Here is a 15,560-nt window from a genome sequence, read left to right as displayed (position 1 = left end):
CCGCGGGCGGCGGACGGCGCCGGGAGGCGGGAGCGCCTCCCGGGCTGCCGAGGCACGGAGTTGCGCCCGGAGGCCCGCCGAAACCTCCGACGGGGAGCGATATTTGGCCGAATGACGCCGGTGTGAAGCCGGTGTGCGGCCGATCGTCAACTGGCCCATGCCAGGGGCGCATTCGGCTTTGGCGCGCGTGCACCCGGACACCGCCCCGTGCGCCGTTGTCGTGGCAGCATGTCCTCCACCGAAACGGATGTGGAGGCGCCGATGCGATGGCTGGTGGGCTGGAGCAGTGTCGCCGCGAGCTTCGCAACGACCGCGGGGGGCCGGGCGGGGACGGCGAACGGCACGTACGGCTCATCCTCTTCGTACGGCTCCGGACTCCCGTACGGCTCCGGACACCCCTCCGCCTCCGGACACCCGGCCGACTCCGGATACGCCGCCGGCACCGACCGCGCCGCCGAGGGGCGCACGGTGCAGCCGGTGGGCGCACAACTCCTGTGGGGCGACCCCGATCCGCTCTGGGCGGTCGGCGACTGGCGCCCCGACGAGGTGCGCGTGGTCGCCGTCGACGACCAGACCCGCCTGGCGGTGCTCGGCTGCTGCGCCGCGAGCGACGAGGAGCTGCGGATCGGCCTGCTCACCGCGCGCGGGGGCGCGTTGCGGCATCTGACCGCCTGGCCCGGCAGCTACACCGCCGTCGTGAAGGCCGGCCGCCGCGTCACCGTCACCGGCGACCTCGCGGGCGCCCGGCCGGTGTTCCACACCCCGTGGGCGGGCGGCACCGCGTACGCCACCGCCGCCCTGCCGCTCGCCGACCTCGTCGAGGCCCAGCTCGACATCGGCCATCTCGCCGCCCTGCTCGCCTGCCCCGAGACCCCGGAGGCGCTGCGCGACTCCACCCCGTACGAAGGGGTACGGCGGGTGCCGCCCGGCCACGCGCTGATCCTGCGGGAGGGCTCGCGCGAGATCACCGGCTACGAGCAGGTGGCCTCGCTCGCCGTCGCGGCGCCGGAGGCCGACCCCCGCCAGGCCGTCGAAGGGGTACGGGACGCCCTGGTCGAGGCCGTACGCGCCCGGCTCACCGCCCCCCGGCACGCGCCCGAGGTGCCGCTCCCCGACCCGGGCCCGGTCCCCGGCATGGGGCCGGCCGACCGGCGCGCGGCCCGGGGCGCGGGCCCGGCGCCCGGCATCGGCGCCGACCTGTCGGGCGGCAGCGCCTCCGGCACGCTCGCGCTGCTCGCGGCGGGCCTGCCGGGGGTGCCGGGCACGATCATCGGGCTCGGCACGGGCGCGGGGGAGCGGCTGCTCGCGGTCACCTTCAACGACCTGGCGACGCGGGCCGGTGCGCGGCGCACGGCTGAGCTGGAGCGGGCGCGCACGATCGCCTCCGACCCCCGGCTGCACCACGTGGTCGTCGCCGGGGGCGAGGAGGCGCTGCCGTACGCGGCGCTGGACGGCCCGCTCACCGACGAGCCAGGACCCGCCCTGGTCACGGCCGAGCGGCACCGCCGGCGGCTCGCGGGCGGCAGCGCCGACCACTTCACCGGGATGGGCGCGAAGCAGGTCCTGGACGCGCACCCGGCGCGGCTGGCCGACCTGTTGATGGACCGCAGGCGCCGCTCCCTGGTGCGGCCGGTGACCGCGCTCGCCAAGGCCTCGGGACCGTCGGCGGGCTCGCTGCTGGTGCCGCTGACCGTCTACCGGGCGGCGCGGAAGCTGGCCCGTACCCCGTACCGGACGGGCCTGGAGGCGGCGGCCCGCCGGGTCCTGGAGGCGAACCGCACGGCCCCGGACGGCTTCGGCCCCCTCGAGGCCTCGCTCTCCGCCCTCACCTGGTCGCGGCCGGGGCCCGCGGCGCGCTGGCTGACGGGGGAGGCCCTCGCTGAAGTATCGGTTCGCCTGAACCGGGCGGCGACGCTCCCGACGTCCGTCCAGCGCCCCGGCGAGGCACGCGCGCGTGCGGCCCTCGCCCGCGCGGCGGCCGACCACCGGGTCCTGGAGCAGGCGGCGGAGATCCGCGGCCAGCGCCTCCACGCCCCGTTCCTCGACAACCAGGTCGTACGGGCCTGCCGGGACCTCCCCGAATCGCTCCGGGTCCAGCCGGACGCCCGGGCCGGCGTCCTGCGCACGGTCCTGTCCGGCGCCGGCGTCCACGACCTCCCCGCCGGCTGGGGCGCCCCCCACCCGGCGGTCCCGGCCGCCGCCGCGCGCGCGGGCCTGCGCGCCGCGCTCCCCGAGCTGCTCGCCCTCTTCTCCGCACCGCTCCTCGCGGACGCGGGTCTGATCGAGGCCCGTGTGGTCCGCAAGGCCCTCAGCGCGGCGGCCGACGGCGCCCCCGTCCCCCTCGACGGCCTCGCCGACCTCGTCTCCACCGAACTCTGGCTCCGCCGCCTCATCGCCCGCCGGGGCTCCTGCTGGACGGACACCTCGACCCCCCGGGCTCCCCGCGCGGCCCAGGGGCCCCTGATCCCGGCGTCCAGGCGGTCGCTGTCGGCGTGAGGCTCCGCCATGCGGGCGAAACGTCACAGCACGCTCGTTCGAATGAAAGCTTCCCGGACTCCGATCCCGGGTGCGACCTAAGCTGAAACCGTCGCACCCGAGCGAAGGAGGTCCGCTGTGGCCATGCCGTTGCCGGTCCCGGGGGAGTCGTTCTCCGAGGGCATGCCCGACCGTGAGGGCGCGAGTACCCAGGAGACCTTCGAGCTGTTCAATGCGCTGGCCCCCAAGGGCTGGCGCGTGGAGCTGATCGAAGGGGAGATCTACGTGGTGCCTCCGGCCAATGGCGAGCACGAGGAGATCGTGACCGAGGTGGTGGAGCAGGTCATCGCCCGTCGCACCGACCGCGAGCTGCGCAACTTCACCGGCGTCGGCCTCAGCCTGCCCGGGATCAACGAAACTGTCAGGGTCATCCCCGACCTCGTCATCGCCCCCAAAGGCAGCTTCGACGACCAGCAGGAGTGGCACGCGCCCGACCCGGTCCTCCTCGTCGCCGACGTGACCTCGTCCTCCACCGCGAGCCGCGACCGCGTCCAGAAGATCCGGGCCTACGCCCGCGCCGGCATCCCGCTCTACCTGCTGATCGACCGCGAGGCGGGAGAGGCCGTCGTCTGCTCCGAGCCCGCCGGGGACGACTACGGCCACAAGTCCATCCACAAGCTGGGGACGGTCGTCCCCCTCCCCGCGCCTCTCGGCCTCGACCTGGACACCGGCGCCTTCTGAAGCCCCGAACCCCGGGGACCCACCGGGGTAAACCCCGAGGCGCCCGCCCCGGCCACCCGACACAATGGGTCGGTGCGGTATCTCATCCTCGGCACCACCGAGGCCCTTCGTCCCGACGGCTCCCCGCTCCCCCTCGGCGGCGCCCGGCTGCGGGCCCTGCTCGCCGCCCTCGCGCTGCGCGGCGGACGTGCCGTCTCCGTCGGCGAGCTCGCCGACGACGTGTACGGGGACGACCCGCCGCAGGACGCCCCAGCCGCCCTCCAGGCCCTCGTCGGCCGGCTCCGCCGCATCCTCGGCCGGGAGGCCGTCGACTCCACCCCGGGCCCCGGCTACCGGCTCGCCGCCGGCCCCGACGACATCGACCTGTACGTCTTCCAGCGCCGGGTCAGGGACGGCGCCGCCCGCCTCGACGCCGGCGACCCCGACACCGCCGCCGCCCTCCTCCGCGAGGCCCTCGGCCTCTTCCGCGGCCCCGCCCTCGCCGACCTCCCCGACCCGGCCGGCGTCCGCCCCGAGGCCCAGCGGCTCGCGGCGCTCCGGCAGCGCGTCGAGGCCGATCTGCGCCGGGGTGCCACCGACGGACTCGTACCGGAGCTGACCGAGCTCACCACCACGTACCCGTACGACGAGGCCTTCCGCGCCCAGCTCATCCGCGCCCTGCGGGCCGAGGGCCGGCACGCCGACGCCCTCACCGCGTACGAGTCGGCCCGCCGCACCCTCGCGGACGCCCTCGGCGCCGACCCGGGACCGGAACTCACCGCCCTCCACCGGGAACTCCTCACCGGCGCGCCCCCGAACCCGCCCGCGCCGATCCGCCCGCCAGCGCCGACGCCCCCGACCGGGACGGACCCCGCCCCGAGCCGTACGGACGGCCCCGCCCGGCCGTCCGCCCACGAGCCCGCGCACGACGGACCCGCTCAACCGTCCGCCGCCCGAGAGCCCGCGCGCGACCACCCCGCCCCCGAGGCCGGCAACATCCGCCCCCGCCTCACCTCCTTCGTCGGCCGCGAGCCCGAACTCGACGCCCTCCACGCCGACCTGAACCGCTCCCGGCTCGTCACGCTCACCGGCCCCGGCGGCTCCGGCAAGACGCGGCTCGCCGAGGAGGCCGCGGTCCGGGCCGTCGGCCCCGCCGCCTGGATCGCCGAGCTCGCCCCGCTCGACGACCCCGAAGCCCTCCCCGGCGCCGTCCTCTCCGCGCTCCGCCTCCGCGAGATCAACCTGATCACCCGCGACGGGGTCCCGCTCCAGGACGACCCCACCGCCCACCTCGTCGAGCACCTGGCACGCCGCCCGCTCCTCCTGGTCCTCGACAACTGCGAGCACGTGATCGACGCGGCCGCCGCCCTCGCCGAGACCCTCCTCACCCACTGCCCGCAGCTCCGCATCCTCGCCACCAGCCGTGAACCCCTCGGTGTCCCGGGCGAGTCGGTCCGCCCCGTCGAGCCCCTCCCGCCCGACCCCGCCCACCGCCTCTTCGCGGAGCGGGCCCGCACCGTGCGCCCCTCCTTCGACCTCGCGAAGGACGGCGGCGAGGCCGTCGACGAGATCTGCCGCCGCCTCGACGGCCTGCCGCTCGCCATCGAACTGGCCGCCGCCCGGCTGCGCCTCCTCACCCCGCGCCAGATAGCCGACCGCCTCGACGACCGCTTTCTTCTCCTCACCTCCGGCTCACGGACCGTCCTGCCCCGCCAGCAGACGCTCCGCGCCGTCGTCGACTGGTCCTGGGACCTGCTCGACCCGGCCGAGCGCACCCTGCTCCGCCAGGTGTCCGTCTTCGCCGGGGGCTGGGACCTGGCCGCCGCCGAGGCCCTCTCCCCGTACGCCGCCGACGTCCTGGGCGCCCTGGTCGACAAGTCCCTCGTGGTCGCCACCCCCACCGAGGGCGGCGAGATGCGCTACCGGCTCCTGGAGACCATCCACGAGTACGCGACCGAGCGCGCCGCCGAGGAACCGGAGCTGCTCGCCACCACCGAGGCCGCCCACACCGCCCACTTCACGGCCCTCGCCGAGACCGCCGAGCCCCGGCTCCGTTCGGGGGAGCAGCTGCCGTGGATCGACCGTGTGGAGCGCGACCTCGACAACATCCGGGCCGCCCTCCACCGCACCCTCGTCACCTCCCCCGACGAGGCCGGCGCGCTCCGGCTCGTCTTCGCCATGGGCTGGTTCTGGTGGCTGCGCAACTACCGTCCCGAGGGCCTGGCCTGGGTGGAGCGCGCGCTCGCCCTGGGCGAGGACCCGGACGACCCGGCCGACCCCCGCTACTGGCCCCGCATGCACCTGCGCATGCTGCACTTCTTCCTCGCCGTCGAGAACCAGACGCTGGGGAACTTCAAGGATCCGGCGTCCCTCGCGCTGGTCCGCCGCGTGCGCACCGCGTTCGGCGAGGAGCCCGGCCCCGAGGCCGCCCGCTTCCCCGGTCTGCTCTGGCCCTTCACCGCGTACCTCACCGAGGACGCGGCCACGATCCGCGGCCTCCTCGACGTCGCCGTCGACAACTGCCGCCGCCACGGCGGCGACTGGGAGCTCGGCGTCAGCCTCATGTTCCGTACGCACATGGTCGTCGACATGCCCGGCGGCATGCCCGGTCTCGACGAGGCCCTGGCGGAGCTCCGCGACATCGCCCGCCGCGTCGGCGACCGGTGGATGGCGGCGCAGATCGAGAGCGCGGCCGGCGAGGCCCACACGATGCGGGGCCGGCACGCGGAGGCGGGCGAGGCGTACGAGGAGGCCCTCGGTCTCGCCCGTGAGGTCGGCGCCCACGCCGAGGCACCCTTCCTCCTGGCCCGCCTGGCCGAACTGTCCTACCGGGCGGGCGACATGGAGGCCGCCGAGCGGATCCTCGACGAGGCGTCACGGGAGGCCGAGCGCTATCACGTACGGGACACCCAGACGTACGTCGCCTTCCTCCGCGCCGCCCTCGCCCTCTCCCGCGGCGAGATCGGGCAGGCCCGCGCCGATCTGGAGGAGGCCGGCCGGTCGGTCGCGCTCGGCACACCGCCGCCGCACTTCGAGGCGGCGGTGACCGGACTCGCCGCCCGCGTCGAGGCGTACGAGGGCAAGGGCGCGGTCGCCGTCGCCACGGCCGTCAGCGCGCTCCGCACCGCGCGGGACGCCCAGTGCGCCGACGCCATCACCACCGGCCTCGCGGAGATCCTCGCGATCGCCCTGGCCGAGGCGGGCGAGGCCGAGCCGGCCATGCGGGTCATGGCCGCCGCGGACGGCTGGCGCGCGGGCACGCCCCGCTCGGTCCCCGAGCTGCGGGACTACGAGTCCGTGACGGCCCGGGCGCTCGCCGAGCTCGGCGAGTCCGGCCTGGCCGCGGCCCGCGCGGCCGGCGCGGGACTCGGCGTCGACGAGGTCCTCGGTCTCGCCGAAGCCCTCGCTCCCGCTCCGTCGGCCTCCGGGGCGGCCGTCAGGAGCAGCTGATCCGGGACTCCGCCCAGTCGGCGACGGCGGCCCGGCCGAACGGCGTGTGTTCCTCCACCACGAGCCGGATCGTGGAGAGGCCCGCGAGGTCGACGTGCACGGGGACGGGCGGGTCGTCCGCGCGGACGACGTCGGAGCGCCAGAGCCGCTCCCCGTCCCCGTAGACGGAGAAGCGGACGCCGCCGACGCCGAGCTGGGCGCTCAGGTCGTCGACGCCGACGACGGCGTCGTAACTCGTGCACGGCCGGTTGAGGTCGATGAGCAGTGAGGACGGCGCGTGGACGCTGACCCCGTGCGCGTACCGGGTGCCGCCGATGGACAGGCCGTTGCGCTGCCACATCCAGCTGCTGTCCGAGAGGGAGACCTCGGGCTTGGTGCCGTCGCCGAAGATCCCGTACTGCAGCTCGTTGACCTGGTAGACGGACGGCGGCGCGGGCGGCGGCGTCGCCTTCGGGGAGGGCTTCGGGGAGGGCTTCGGCGGGGGCGGCGTCGGCTTGGGCGTGGGCTTCGGAGAGGGCGGCGGCGTCGGCTTCGGGGTGGGCTTCGGCGTCGGCTTGGGGCTGGGCTTCGGGGACGGCGGCGGGGGCGGCGGCTCGGAGGTGACGGCCGGGGCGGGCGGCGCGGGCTTCGGGGACGGCTTCGCCGGGGGCGCGGGCTCGGGCGCGATCGGGGTGACGACCGGCTGGGTGGGCTTGGGCGCGGCCACGGGCTGCGGGTCCCCGGCCATCGCCCAGACGAGCCCGGCGGCCGCGGCGACCGCTATGGCCGCCGCGATCCCGGCCTTCGCGGGAGCGCCGAGCCCTTCGGCGGCGACACCGCCCGAGGCGGCACCCCCGGAGGAGCCGGACGCGGCGGCCGCGGCGCCCGCACCGGCCGCGGCGGCGGTGCCGCCGGCGACGACGCCGGCGGCCTTGAGCGAGTACCCGGCGGCGAACCAGCCGATGACGGCGACGGGCAGGAGCGCGGGGATCCCGGCGTTCACATGGGCCAGTTCACCGGCGGCGAGCCGGCACTTGGCGCATTCGTCCAGGTGCTTGCGCAGGCCGCGCTCGGCCCGCATCCGCAGTCCGCCGCGCGCGTAGGCGCCGAGCCGGTCCGCGTAGCGGGCGCAGTCGCCGCCCGCGGTGAGGGACTGGCTGACGTGCGCCTGGAGGTAGGCCTGCTTGAGGCCCTCGCGGGCGCGGCTGGCGAGCACGGCCGTGGCATTGGCGGTCAGTCCGAAGAGCGGGGCGACCTCGCTCGGGGACTCCTCCTCGACGGTGGTGTGCCACAGCACGGCCTGCCAGCGCTCGGGCAGCGAGCGGAAGGCCTGCATGGCGAGGGACTGCTCGGCCTCGTGCATGGCGCGGACGTCCGCGCCGAGGTCCATCGTGTCTTGGTCGGAGACCTCGGAGGAGCGGGCGGCGTCCGCGGCGAAGACCGCGAAGTCCTCGACGAGGTGTTCCCGCTTCTGGGTCCTGGCCCAGTTCGCGGCGACCCGCCGGACGGTGGTCATGAGGTAGGCGCGCACTGCCTGTTCGGGCCCGGCCCCGCCGCGTACCGCCTGGAGGGTGCGGGCGAAGACCTCGGCGGTGAGGTCGTCGGCGGTGTGCGCGTCCCGGCAGCAGGTCCTGGCGTAGCGGCGGACGGCATCGGAGTGGCGGCGGAACAGCTCCTCGTACGCGGAGTCGTCGCCGTCCCGCATGAGCTGGACGAGCTCGGCGTCGGCGGGCGGCAGTTCGAGCGGCGGCGGGAGTACGGTGTCGGGCTCGGGCTCTTCGAGATCGGCGAAGGTGTCGTGGTCCTCGGCGGCGCCGGGGCCGGCGGCTCCCGGTCCGACGGCCGCCCCCGCGACGGATCCGGCCCGGGCACCCGGCCCGCCGGGCTTGCCCTCACGCTGCGGCGGCACACTCGCGTCGATCGGCTCGCTCCGTACGGGCGACGCAGCCGGCGATCCGGGGGAGGGGGCCGGAGCGCCGGAGAGACCCCCCGGCCCGCCCTGGCTCGGAACGTGCCCGGAGGAAAGGCCTCCGGTCTCCGCGCCGCCGCTGCCCAGCGGATCGTCCCGACTGTCACCGCTCATCGCGGAAGCCCCCGTACGCACGCCCAGACCGAAATATTGGCCAAGCGTGCCACAGAGGGAGGGCATGCCGAAGCGCCGAGTCCACTTACCACTCGTCCGGGGCGACTTCGTGTATCCGGGCGTAACCGCTCACACGTTCGTGTCATGCTCATTGGTCCGCCCGGACCACGAAAGGTCCTAGCGGGAGCGCAGCCCCTCGAGAAGGATGTCGAGGAGCCGGGCCGAGGCCGCCGCCTGCTGCACCGCGTCCGGCAGGGCCGGGGCGGCGGTGGCGATGACGAGGAGGACGTCCGCCACGGTCACGTCCGTCCGCAGCTCACCCGCCTCACGCGCCCGGTCGACCAGCCGGCCGACGACCTCCAGGAGCTCCGAGGCCCCCGCGTCGTCCCGCTCGTCCGCCGGCACCCCGCGCGGCCCGACCACGCGTGCGTCGCCCGGCTCGGCGACACCCCGCTGGTACGGCACCCGCGCCGCCCCGTCCGTCTCGTCCGCGCCGAGCGGCACCCCGGACTCGTCCACGCCCACCCGCAGCACCTGCGGCGGCAGAAGACGGCCCGCACCGGAGGCCACCGAGGTCCGCAGGAACCGGGAGAGCGCCGACCACGGCTCCTCCTCCTGGCCCAGCGCGGCCCGCGCCTGCTCGGTCAGCCGGGAGGTCTCCTCCTCGGCTATCCGCCGCACCAGCACGTCCTTGCTGGGGAAGCGGCGGTAGACGGTGCCGACCCCGACGCGGGCGCGGCGCGCCACGTCCTCCATCGGAGCCCCGTAGCCGAGCTCGCCGAACACCTCGCGCGCGGCACGCAGCACGTGCTCCAGATTGCGCTGGGCGTCCACCCGCAGCGGCGCGGACCTGCCGCCCGCCACCGGCGCGACGCCCCGCGGCTCTCCCGTCCCCGGGACGTGCCCGTCGACGGTCGCCGTTCCGACGCCCGACTGCCAGCCTGAATCCTGAATCTGCATAAGCGTTCCCCCGCTCATGATGTCTCCCCCCGGAGACTCCCCGCCCTGATACGGGGCCTCCGACGGACAAGCGCTTCGGTCCACGCGCGCGCCCGATCCGACACCCCGACGAAGTACGAACATAGTTGAGTCGGGGTCAATTCAGAAGGGGGAGTTCCGTACGGTGCGCCCCCCGATCGGAGCAAGGCCCGGAAGACTCCCGATTCCGACCCCTCTCCGAACCGGCCCCACCCGGCGTGACCTGCACGGATCCCTCCGCATCACACGTGCGCGCCACCCCGCGCCTCCGTACCCCTCCGGTCACACAATTTGCCGAGCCTGTGGACAAACCACGGACGGGGGTGCGTCATGGGACAGTGACCGAACCTGCGCGCATTCTCGTGGTCGGCGGTGGCTACGTCGGCATGTACACCGCGCTGCGCCTCCAGCGGCAGCTCGGGGCCGAGCTCAGAGCCGGCACCGCCGAGATCGTGGTGGTCACCCCCGAGCCGTACATGACGTACCAGCCGTTCCTCCCGGAGGCCGCGGCGGGCAACATCTCCCCGCGCCACGTCGTCGTGCCGCTCCGCCGCGTCCTCGACCGCTGCCGCGTCGTCATCGGCGAGGTCCGGTCCGTCGACCACGCCAAGCGCACCGCGACCCTCTCCACCCTCGCCACCGAGGAGGAGGGCACCGGCGCCGTCGAGATGACGTACGACGAGCTGGTCGTCGCGCCCGGCTCCGTCTCCCGCACCCTCCCGGTCCCCGGCCTGGCCGACCACGGCATCGGCTTCAAGACCGTCGAGGAGGCCATCGGCCTGCGTAACCACGTCATCGAGCAGATGGACATCGCCTCCTCCACCCGCGACCCCGCCATCCGCGACGCGGCCCTCACCTTCGTCTTCGTCGGCGGCGGCTACGCGGGCGTGGAGGCGCTCGCCGAGCTGGAGGACATGGCCCGCTACGCCGCGCGGTACTACCACAACATCAAGCCCGAGGACCTGCGCTGGGTCCTCGTCGAGGCCTCCGACCGGATCCTCCCCGAGGTCGGCGAGGACATGGGCCGGTACACCGTCCGCGAGCTGCGCGGCCGGAACATCGACGTGCGCCTGGAGACCCGCCTGGAGTCCTGCGAGAACCGGGTCGCCGTCCTCAGCGACGGCACCCGACTGCCCACCCGTACCGTCGTCTGGACCGCCGGCGTGAAGCCGGCGCCCGTCCTCGCCGCCACCGACCTGCCGCTGAACGAACGCGGCAGGCTCCGCTGCACCGCCCACCTCGCCGTCGAGGGCGTCGCGCACGCCTGGGCGGCCGGCGACGCCGCCGCCGTCCCCGACGTGACGGCGAAGGAACCCGGCAAGGAGTGCGCGCCCAACGCCCAGCACGCGCTGCGCCAGGCCAAGGTCCTCGCCGAGAACATCGCGGCCTCCCTGCGCGGGCAGCCGCTCAAGGAGTACGCGCACGCGTACGTGGGCTCCGTCGCCTCCCTCGGCCTCCACAAGGGAGTCGCCCACGTCTACGGACGCAAGCTCAAGGGGTACCCGGCCTGGTTCATGCACCGGGCCTACCACCTCAGCCGCGTCCCGACCTTCAACCGCAAGGCGCGCGTTCTCGCCGAATGGACCCTGTCGGGCCTGTTCAAACGGGAGATCGTCTCCCTCGGCTCCCTGGAACACCCCAGAGCCGAGTTCGAACTCGCCGCCTCTCCACCCCGCGGCGACGACGACAAGCCGCAGTCCTGACATCACTGTCAGTGCACTCGTCCACACTGGACGTGTGACCATAGGTGGGCTCACACCTGCACAGCGTGACTCTGCACGGCACCGACACCGCGAGGCATACAGATCCGTGAACTTCACCCGTTGGAGCGCCCGGCTCCCCGGCACGCAGCGCCGCGCGGCGCGGGGGACCGAAGGCTCCGTGCCCGCCGCCCGCGGTGAGTACGGTCAGCAGCTGGAGCACCCCGACACCGCTGACACCGCCGACGAGACCGCCGACGTCCCCGCCCTGGAGGACTTCTCCGTACGGGAGCTGCTCGGCCGCCTCCCCGGCCTCGTCGCGCTCGTGTACGGCCCGGAGCACCGCATCGCGTACGTGAACGACGCGTACGCCGCCGCGTTCGGCCCGCGCCCCGCCGGCGCCACCGTCGCCGACACCTGCCCGGAGGCCGAGGAGCTCGGCCTGCTGCCCCTCATGGACCAGGTGCTGCGCAGCGGAAAGCCCCGCACGGTGAAGTCCCGCCGCACCAAGGACGGCGGCTCGTACACGGTCACCTGCCTGCCCGTCGACAGCCCGCGCCTCGACGGCGGCGGAGTCCTCGTCCACGCCGCCGACGTCACCGACCACGCCGAGGCCGCCGAGCGGCTCCGCGCCAGCGAGCGCCGGCACCGCGAGACCGCGGTCACCCTCCAGCGCTCGCTGCTCCCGCAGGAGCTGGAGCAGCCCGACGACCTGCGGATCGCCGCCACCTACCAGCCCGGCGTCGCGGACGCGGCCGTCGGCGGCGACTGGTACGACGTGATCACCCTCGGGGCCGGCCGCACCGCGCTCGTCATCGGCGACGTGATGGGCCGTGGCGTGCGCGCCGCCGCCGTCATGGGCCAGCTCCGCACCGCCGTCCGGGCCTACGCGCGCCTCGACCTGCCGCCGCACGAGGTCCTCCAGCTCCTCGACGGCCTCGCCGCCGAGATCGACGCCAGCCAGATCGCCACCTGTGTGTACGCGATCCACGACCCCAACGAGGGCAAGCTGGTGTACGCCTCCGCCGGCCACCTCCCGATCCTCGTACGGGACGAGGACGGCACCGTCCGGCGCGCCGAGGACCCGACGGGACCGCCGCTCGGCACCGGCGGCTGGCTGCACGCCTCGGGCTCCATCGCCCTGCCGCCCGGCTCCACCGCCGTCCTCTACACGGACGGCCTGGTCGAGCGCCGCCGCGAGGACATCGACGAGGGCGTCGCCGCCCTGGCCCGCGCCCTGGCCGGCGCCAGCGGCACCCCGCAGGTGGTCTGCGACCGGCTGCTGCGCTCCCTCGGGGTCACCGCCGAGCACGACGACGACGTCGCCGTCCTGGTCGTCCAGCACCCCTCCCGCAAGGGCGCGGACGCCGAGCTCTTCCACAACGCCGCCCTGGAACTCCTCGGCGGAGTGGAGGCCGCCCCGCGCGCGCGTGCCTTCGCCTCCGGGGTCCTGTCGTCCTGGCGCTTCCCGGTCGAACTGCGCGACCTGGGCGTCCTCGCCACCAGCGAGCTCGTGGCGAACTCCCTCCAGCACGGCACCCCGCCCATGCGCCTGCGGCTGCGCCGCACCGACCGACGCCTGATCATCGAGGTCACGGACGGCGACGACCACCTGCCGCGCCGGCGCAGGGCGGAGACGGAGGACGAGGCGGGTCGCGGAATCTCGATCATCGCGACGATCGCCTCGTCCTGGGGAAGCCGCCGCACGCCGGGCGGCGGCAAAGCGGTCTGGTGCGAGTTCGCGCTGCCGGACTAGGCGGCGGCGGTCTCGCTCTCCCGCACCGGCTCGTGCCGGGCGACCACCTTCGACGGCTTGTGAGCCAGGGAAGGCTGGTCCTGCTCGGGGGTGAGCTGCCGGCCGAGCCGGAGCGCCAGGAACGTGATCCCGAGCGAGAAGAGCACGAAGGTCACGATGTACGGACCGTGCAGCGCGGCCCCCATGGGCCCGCCCACGGCCGGACCGACGGCCAGCGCCAGCTGCTTCACCAGGGCGAAGGCCGAGTTGTACTGCCCGACCATCGACTCCGGCGCCAGATCGGCCACCAGCGGTGCCACGGTCGGCGACAGCATCGCCTCACCGAGCCCGAAGAGGGCGTACGTGGAGACGAAGGCCGCCGTCGCCATCGCCTGGCTGCCGTGCCCGAGGCCCGCGTACCCGGCGATCAGCCACGCCACCGTCCAGATCAGACCTACGGCCGCGATCACCCGGGTCCGCTTCCGGCGCTCGACGAACCGCAGCACCAGGAACTGGGCGACCACGATCACCGCCGTGTTGGCGGCGAGCGCGATCCCGAGCGTCGACGGCTGGATGCCGGCGGCCTCCGTGCCGTACGCCGCGAGACCCGACTCGAACTGCCCGTAGCAGGCGAAGAACAGCACGAAGCCGAGGACGCACAGCTGCACCATCGCCTTGTGCCCGAGCAGCGCGCGGACACCGCCGCCCTTCCCGCCCTCGGACGGACGGGCACCCTGCAGCGCGGGCGAGCCCGGCATCCGGGCGGTCCCGACGATCGCGGCGAGCACGAGGAACATCGCCGCCTCGATCGAGAACAGCAGGATGAAGCTGCCCGGCCGGCTCGTGTCGACGAGCAGACCGCCGATCAGACCACCGATGCCCAGGCCCAGGTTCTGCAGGAAGAACTGCATCGCGAAGGCCCGTGTACGGCCGGAATGCGACGAGCACCAGACGATCATCGTGGCGAGGGCCGGCTGGAGCACCGCCGTACCGGCGCCGAGCAGCGCCGCGGCCCCCACGGCCGCCGGCACGCTGGAGGCGAAGCCCATCCCCACCGCGCCCACGGCGGCGACGACCGAGGCCACCAGAAGCACGGGCACGGGCCCGCGCCGGTCGATGGCCCGCCCGCTGAAGGGCAGCACCACCAGCGCGGCCATGGCGAAGACGGCCAGCACGATGCCCGCCGTCGCAGCGCCCAGATCCCGCACCTGCGCCACGTACACATAGAGGTACGGCACGGTGAAGCCGAGTCCGAACGCGCTCAGCGCGCTGCCTGCCTGGATGCGGCGCATCGCTGCGCCCCTCGCCTTGGTCACACTCACCCACTTCGGTCGCGGGTTCAGAGCTGTACGCCTGAACCCTGAAGACTTCAATACTAAAGTTAACGTCTTAACAGTACACACCGAAGGACTTCAACGCCAACGAGGCCCGTGGGATACTCGCCGCATGTCAGACACCGCTCCCCAGGAGCCGAGCCTCGACGAGCAGATCGCCGCTTATCAGCGCGAGTACCGCGACCTCGACCCGCAGGTGGAGAAGGTCGTCTCCGCGCTCGGCCGGCTGAACCGCCGCATGAACGTGGCGTACGGTCGCCAGCTCGCCGACCTCGGCATCAGCAACGCCGAGTGGGAGGTCCTCAAGACCCTGGTCCTCTCCGGGGAGCCCTACCGCCTGGGCCCCGGAGAGCTCGCCAAGCGGCTGGGCCTCACCCCGGCCGCGATGACGCACCGCATCGACCGCATGGCCGGCGAGGGCCTGGTCACCCGCGACCGCGACGAGAACAACCGTGTCCGCGTGATCGTCGAGCTCACCGACGAGGGCCGCTCGAAGTGGCTGGAGGCCATGCGCATGGCCACCGACTTCGAGGAGGACCTCCTCCAGGACCTCACGACCGAGGAGAAGGGCGTCCTCGGCGACGTCCTCATCCGCCTCCTCCGCCGCGTGGAGCTCACGCAGCCGGACGCCGGCGGCCGCCTGACGGACCTGGACTGACGGCACCGAACGGCACACCGGGCGGGGGTTGACACGCCCCTGCCGGATGCGTAGTGTTCTCCGAGTTGTCACGGAGCCGGAACGGTTCTTCGACAACCACTCCCGCCGCTGATGCGGCACCTCTACTCAGCACGGACTCCCCACCGGGACGAATTTCGGCATGCCGAAATTCATTTCGAATGGCTCGATTATGAGTTGCCGGGGAAACCCGCTAGAGTTTGAGACGTCGGAACGGCCCAACAGCCGGAAAGACAAACCCCGCTGACTGGGAATCAGACGCCGAAAGGATCTGATAGAGTCGGAAACGCCGGAAGGGCCCGGAGCGAAAGCGAATGGGACCGGAAAGCACCGAGGAAATCGGATCGGAAAGATCTGATAGAGTCGGAAACGAAGGAAGCGCCCGGAGGGCCTGGAAACAGGAACGAAGGAAGCGTCCGCACCTTGAGAA

At 74.3% G+C, this 15,560-nt stretch carries 9 protein-coding genes; 6 read left to right on the top strand and 3 right to left on the bottom strand.

The annotated features are described in order from the left end of the window. Positions 1–261: 261 nt before the first annotated feature. The 3 genes from ABT041_RS18285 (at position 262) to ABT041_RS18275 (ending at position 6,645) form a co-directional block, all read left to right on the top strand. Positions 262–2,496, top strand: coding sequence for an asparagine synthase-related protein (locus tag ABT041_RS18285; protein WP_351185858.1), 2,235 nt, complete (start codon positions 262–264; stop codon positions 2,494–2,496). Between the two features lie 123 nt (positions 2,497–2,619). Beyond that, positions 2,620–3,216 carry a Uma2 family endonuclease gene (locus ABT041_RS18280; RefSeq protein ID WP_502976527.1) on the top strand — a complete coding sequence of 199 codons (597 nt, stop codon included), beginning with the start codon at positions 2,620–2,622 and terminating at the stop codon, positions 3,214–3,216. A gap of 72 nt (positions 3,217–3,288) precedes the next feature. Continuing rightward, positions 3,289–6,645, top strand: a complete 3,357-nt coding sequence (locus ABT041_RS18275) for an AfsR/SARP family transcriptional regulator (protein ID WP_351185388.1) — start codon at positions 3,289–3,291, stop codon at positions 6,643–6,645. Here the strand turns inward: ABT041_RS18275 and ABT041_RS18270 are convergent. Together ABT041_RS18270 and ABT041_RS18265 are read right to left on the bottom strand one after the other, a co-directional pair. Beyond that, positions 6,632–8,707: a sigma-70 family RNA polymerase sigma factor gene (locus ABT041_RS18270; protein WP_351185385.1), complete on the bottom strand. Its 2,076-nt coding sequence runs from the start codon at positions 8,705–8,707 to the stop codon at positions 6,632–6,634. The two genes, ABT041_RS18275 and ABT041_RS18270, sit on opposite strands and share 14 nt — an antisense overlap. 177 nt (positions 8,708–8,884) lie before the next feature. Next, positions 8,885–9,667 carry a TetR/AcrR family transcriptional regulator gene (locus tag ABT041_RS18265; RefSeq protein WP_351185382.1) on the bottom strand — a complete coding sequence of 261 codons (783 nt, stop codon included), beginning with the start codon at positions 9,665–9,667 and terminating at the stop codon, positions 8,885–8,887. A gap of 356 nt (positions 9,668–10,023) precedes the next feature. Between ABT041_RS18265 and ABT041_RS18260 the strand changes: the two genes are divergently transcribed. Continuing rightward, positions 10,024–11,388, top strand: a complete 1,365-nt coding sequence (locus ABT041_RS18260) for an NAD(P)/FAD-dependent oxidoreductase (protein ID WP_351185379.1) — start codon at positions 10,024–10,026, stop codon at positions 11,386–11,388. Positions 11,389–11,494: 106 nt separating this feature from the next. After that, positions 11,495–13,141, top strand: a complete 1,647-nt coding sequence (locus ABT041_RS18255; protein ID WP_351185376.1) for an ATP-binding SpoIIE family protein phosphatase — start codon at positions 11,495–11,497, stop codon at positions 13,139–13,141. Here ABT041_RS18255 and ABT041_RS18250 read toward each other — a convergent pair. Continuing rightward, positions 13,138–14,412, bottom strand: a complete 1,275-nt coding sequence (locus ABT041_RS18250; protein WP_351185373.1) for an MFS transporter — start codon at positions 14,410–14,412, stop codon at positions 13,138–13,140. The two genes, ABT041_RS18255 and ABT041_RS18250, sit on opposite strands and share 4 nt — an antisense overlap. 154 nt (positions 14,413–14,566) lie before the next feature. Here ABT041_RS18250 and ABT041_RS18245 point away from each other — a divergent pair, with 154 nt between their 5' ends. Next, the gene (locus ABT041_RS18245) at positions 14,567–15,112 is read left to right on the top strand and encodes a MarR family winged helix-turn-helix transcriptional regulator (protein ID WP_030694509.1); all 546 of its coding nucleotides are present in this window, start codon (positions 14,567–14,569) and stop codon (positions 15,110–15,112) included. Positions 15,113–15,560 lie beyond the last annotated feature (448 nt).

Origin of the sequence: Streptomyces sp. NPDC002825 (assembly GCF_040295385.1) — a bacterium.
Lineage (GTDB): Bacteria > Actinomycetota > Actinomycetes > Streptomycetales > Streptomycetaceae > Streptomyces.
Note: the sequence above shows the minus strand (reverse complement) of the source record. Positions and strands in the feature narration are given on the sequence as shown.

Coding starts and splice junctions, on each gene's coding strand:
- ABT041_RS18285 (WP_351185858.1), top strand. CDS start 262: ATGCGATGGCTGGTGGGCTGGAGCAGTGTCGCCGCGAGCTTCGCAACG.
- ABT041_RS18280 (WP_502976527.1), top strand. CDS start 2,620: ATGCCGTTGCCGGTCCCGGGGGAGTCGTTCTCCGAGGGCATGCCCGAC.
- ABT041_RS18270 (WP_351185385.1), bottom strand. CDS start 8,707: ATGAGCGGTGACAGTCGGGACGATCCGCTGGGCAGCGGCGGCGCGGAG.
- ABT041_RS18265 (WP_351185382.1), bottom strand. CDS start 9,667: ATGCAGATTCAGGATTCAGGCTGGCAGTCGGGCGTCGGAACGGCGACC.
- ABT041_RS18250 (WP_351185373.1), bottom strand. CDS start 14,412: ATGCGCCGCATCCAGGCAGGCAGCGCGCTGAGCGCGTTCGGACTCGGC.
- ABT041_RS18245 (WP_030694509.1), top strand. CDS start 14,567: ATGTCAGACACCGCTCCCCAGGAGCCGAGCCTCGACGAGCAGATCGCC.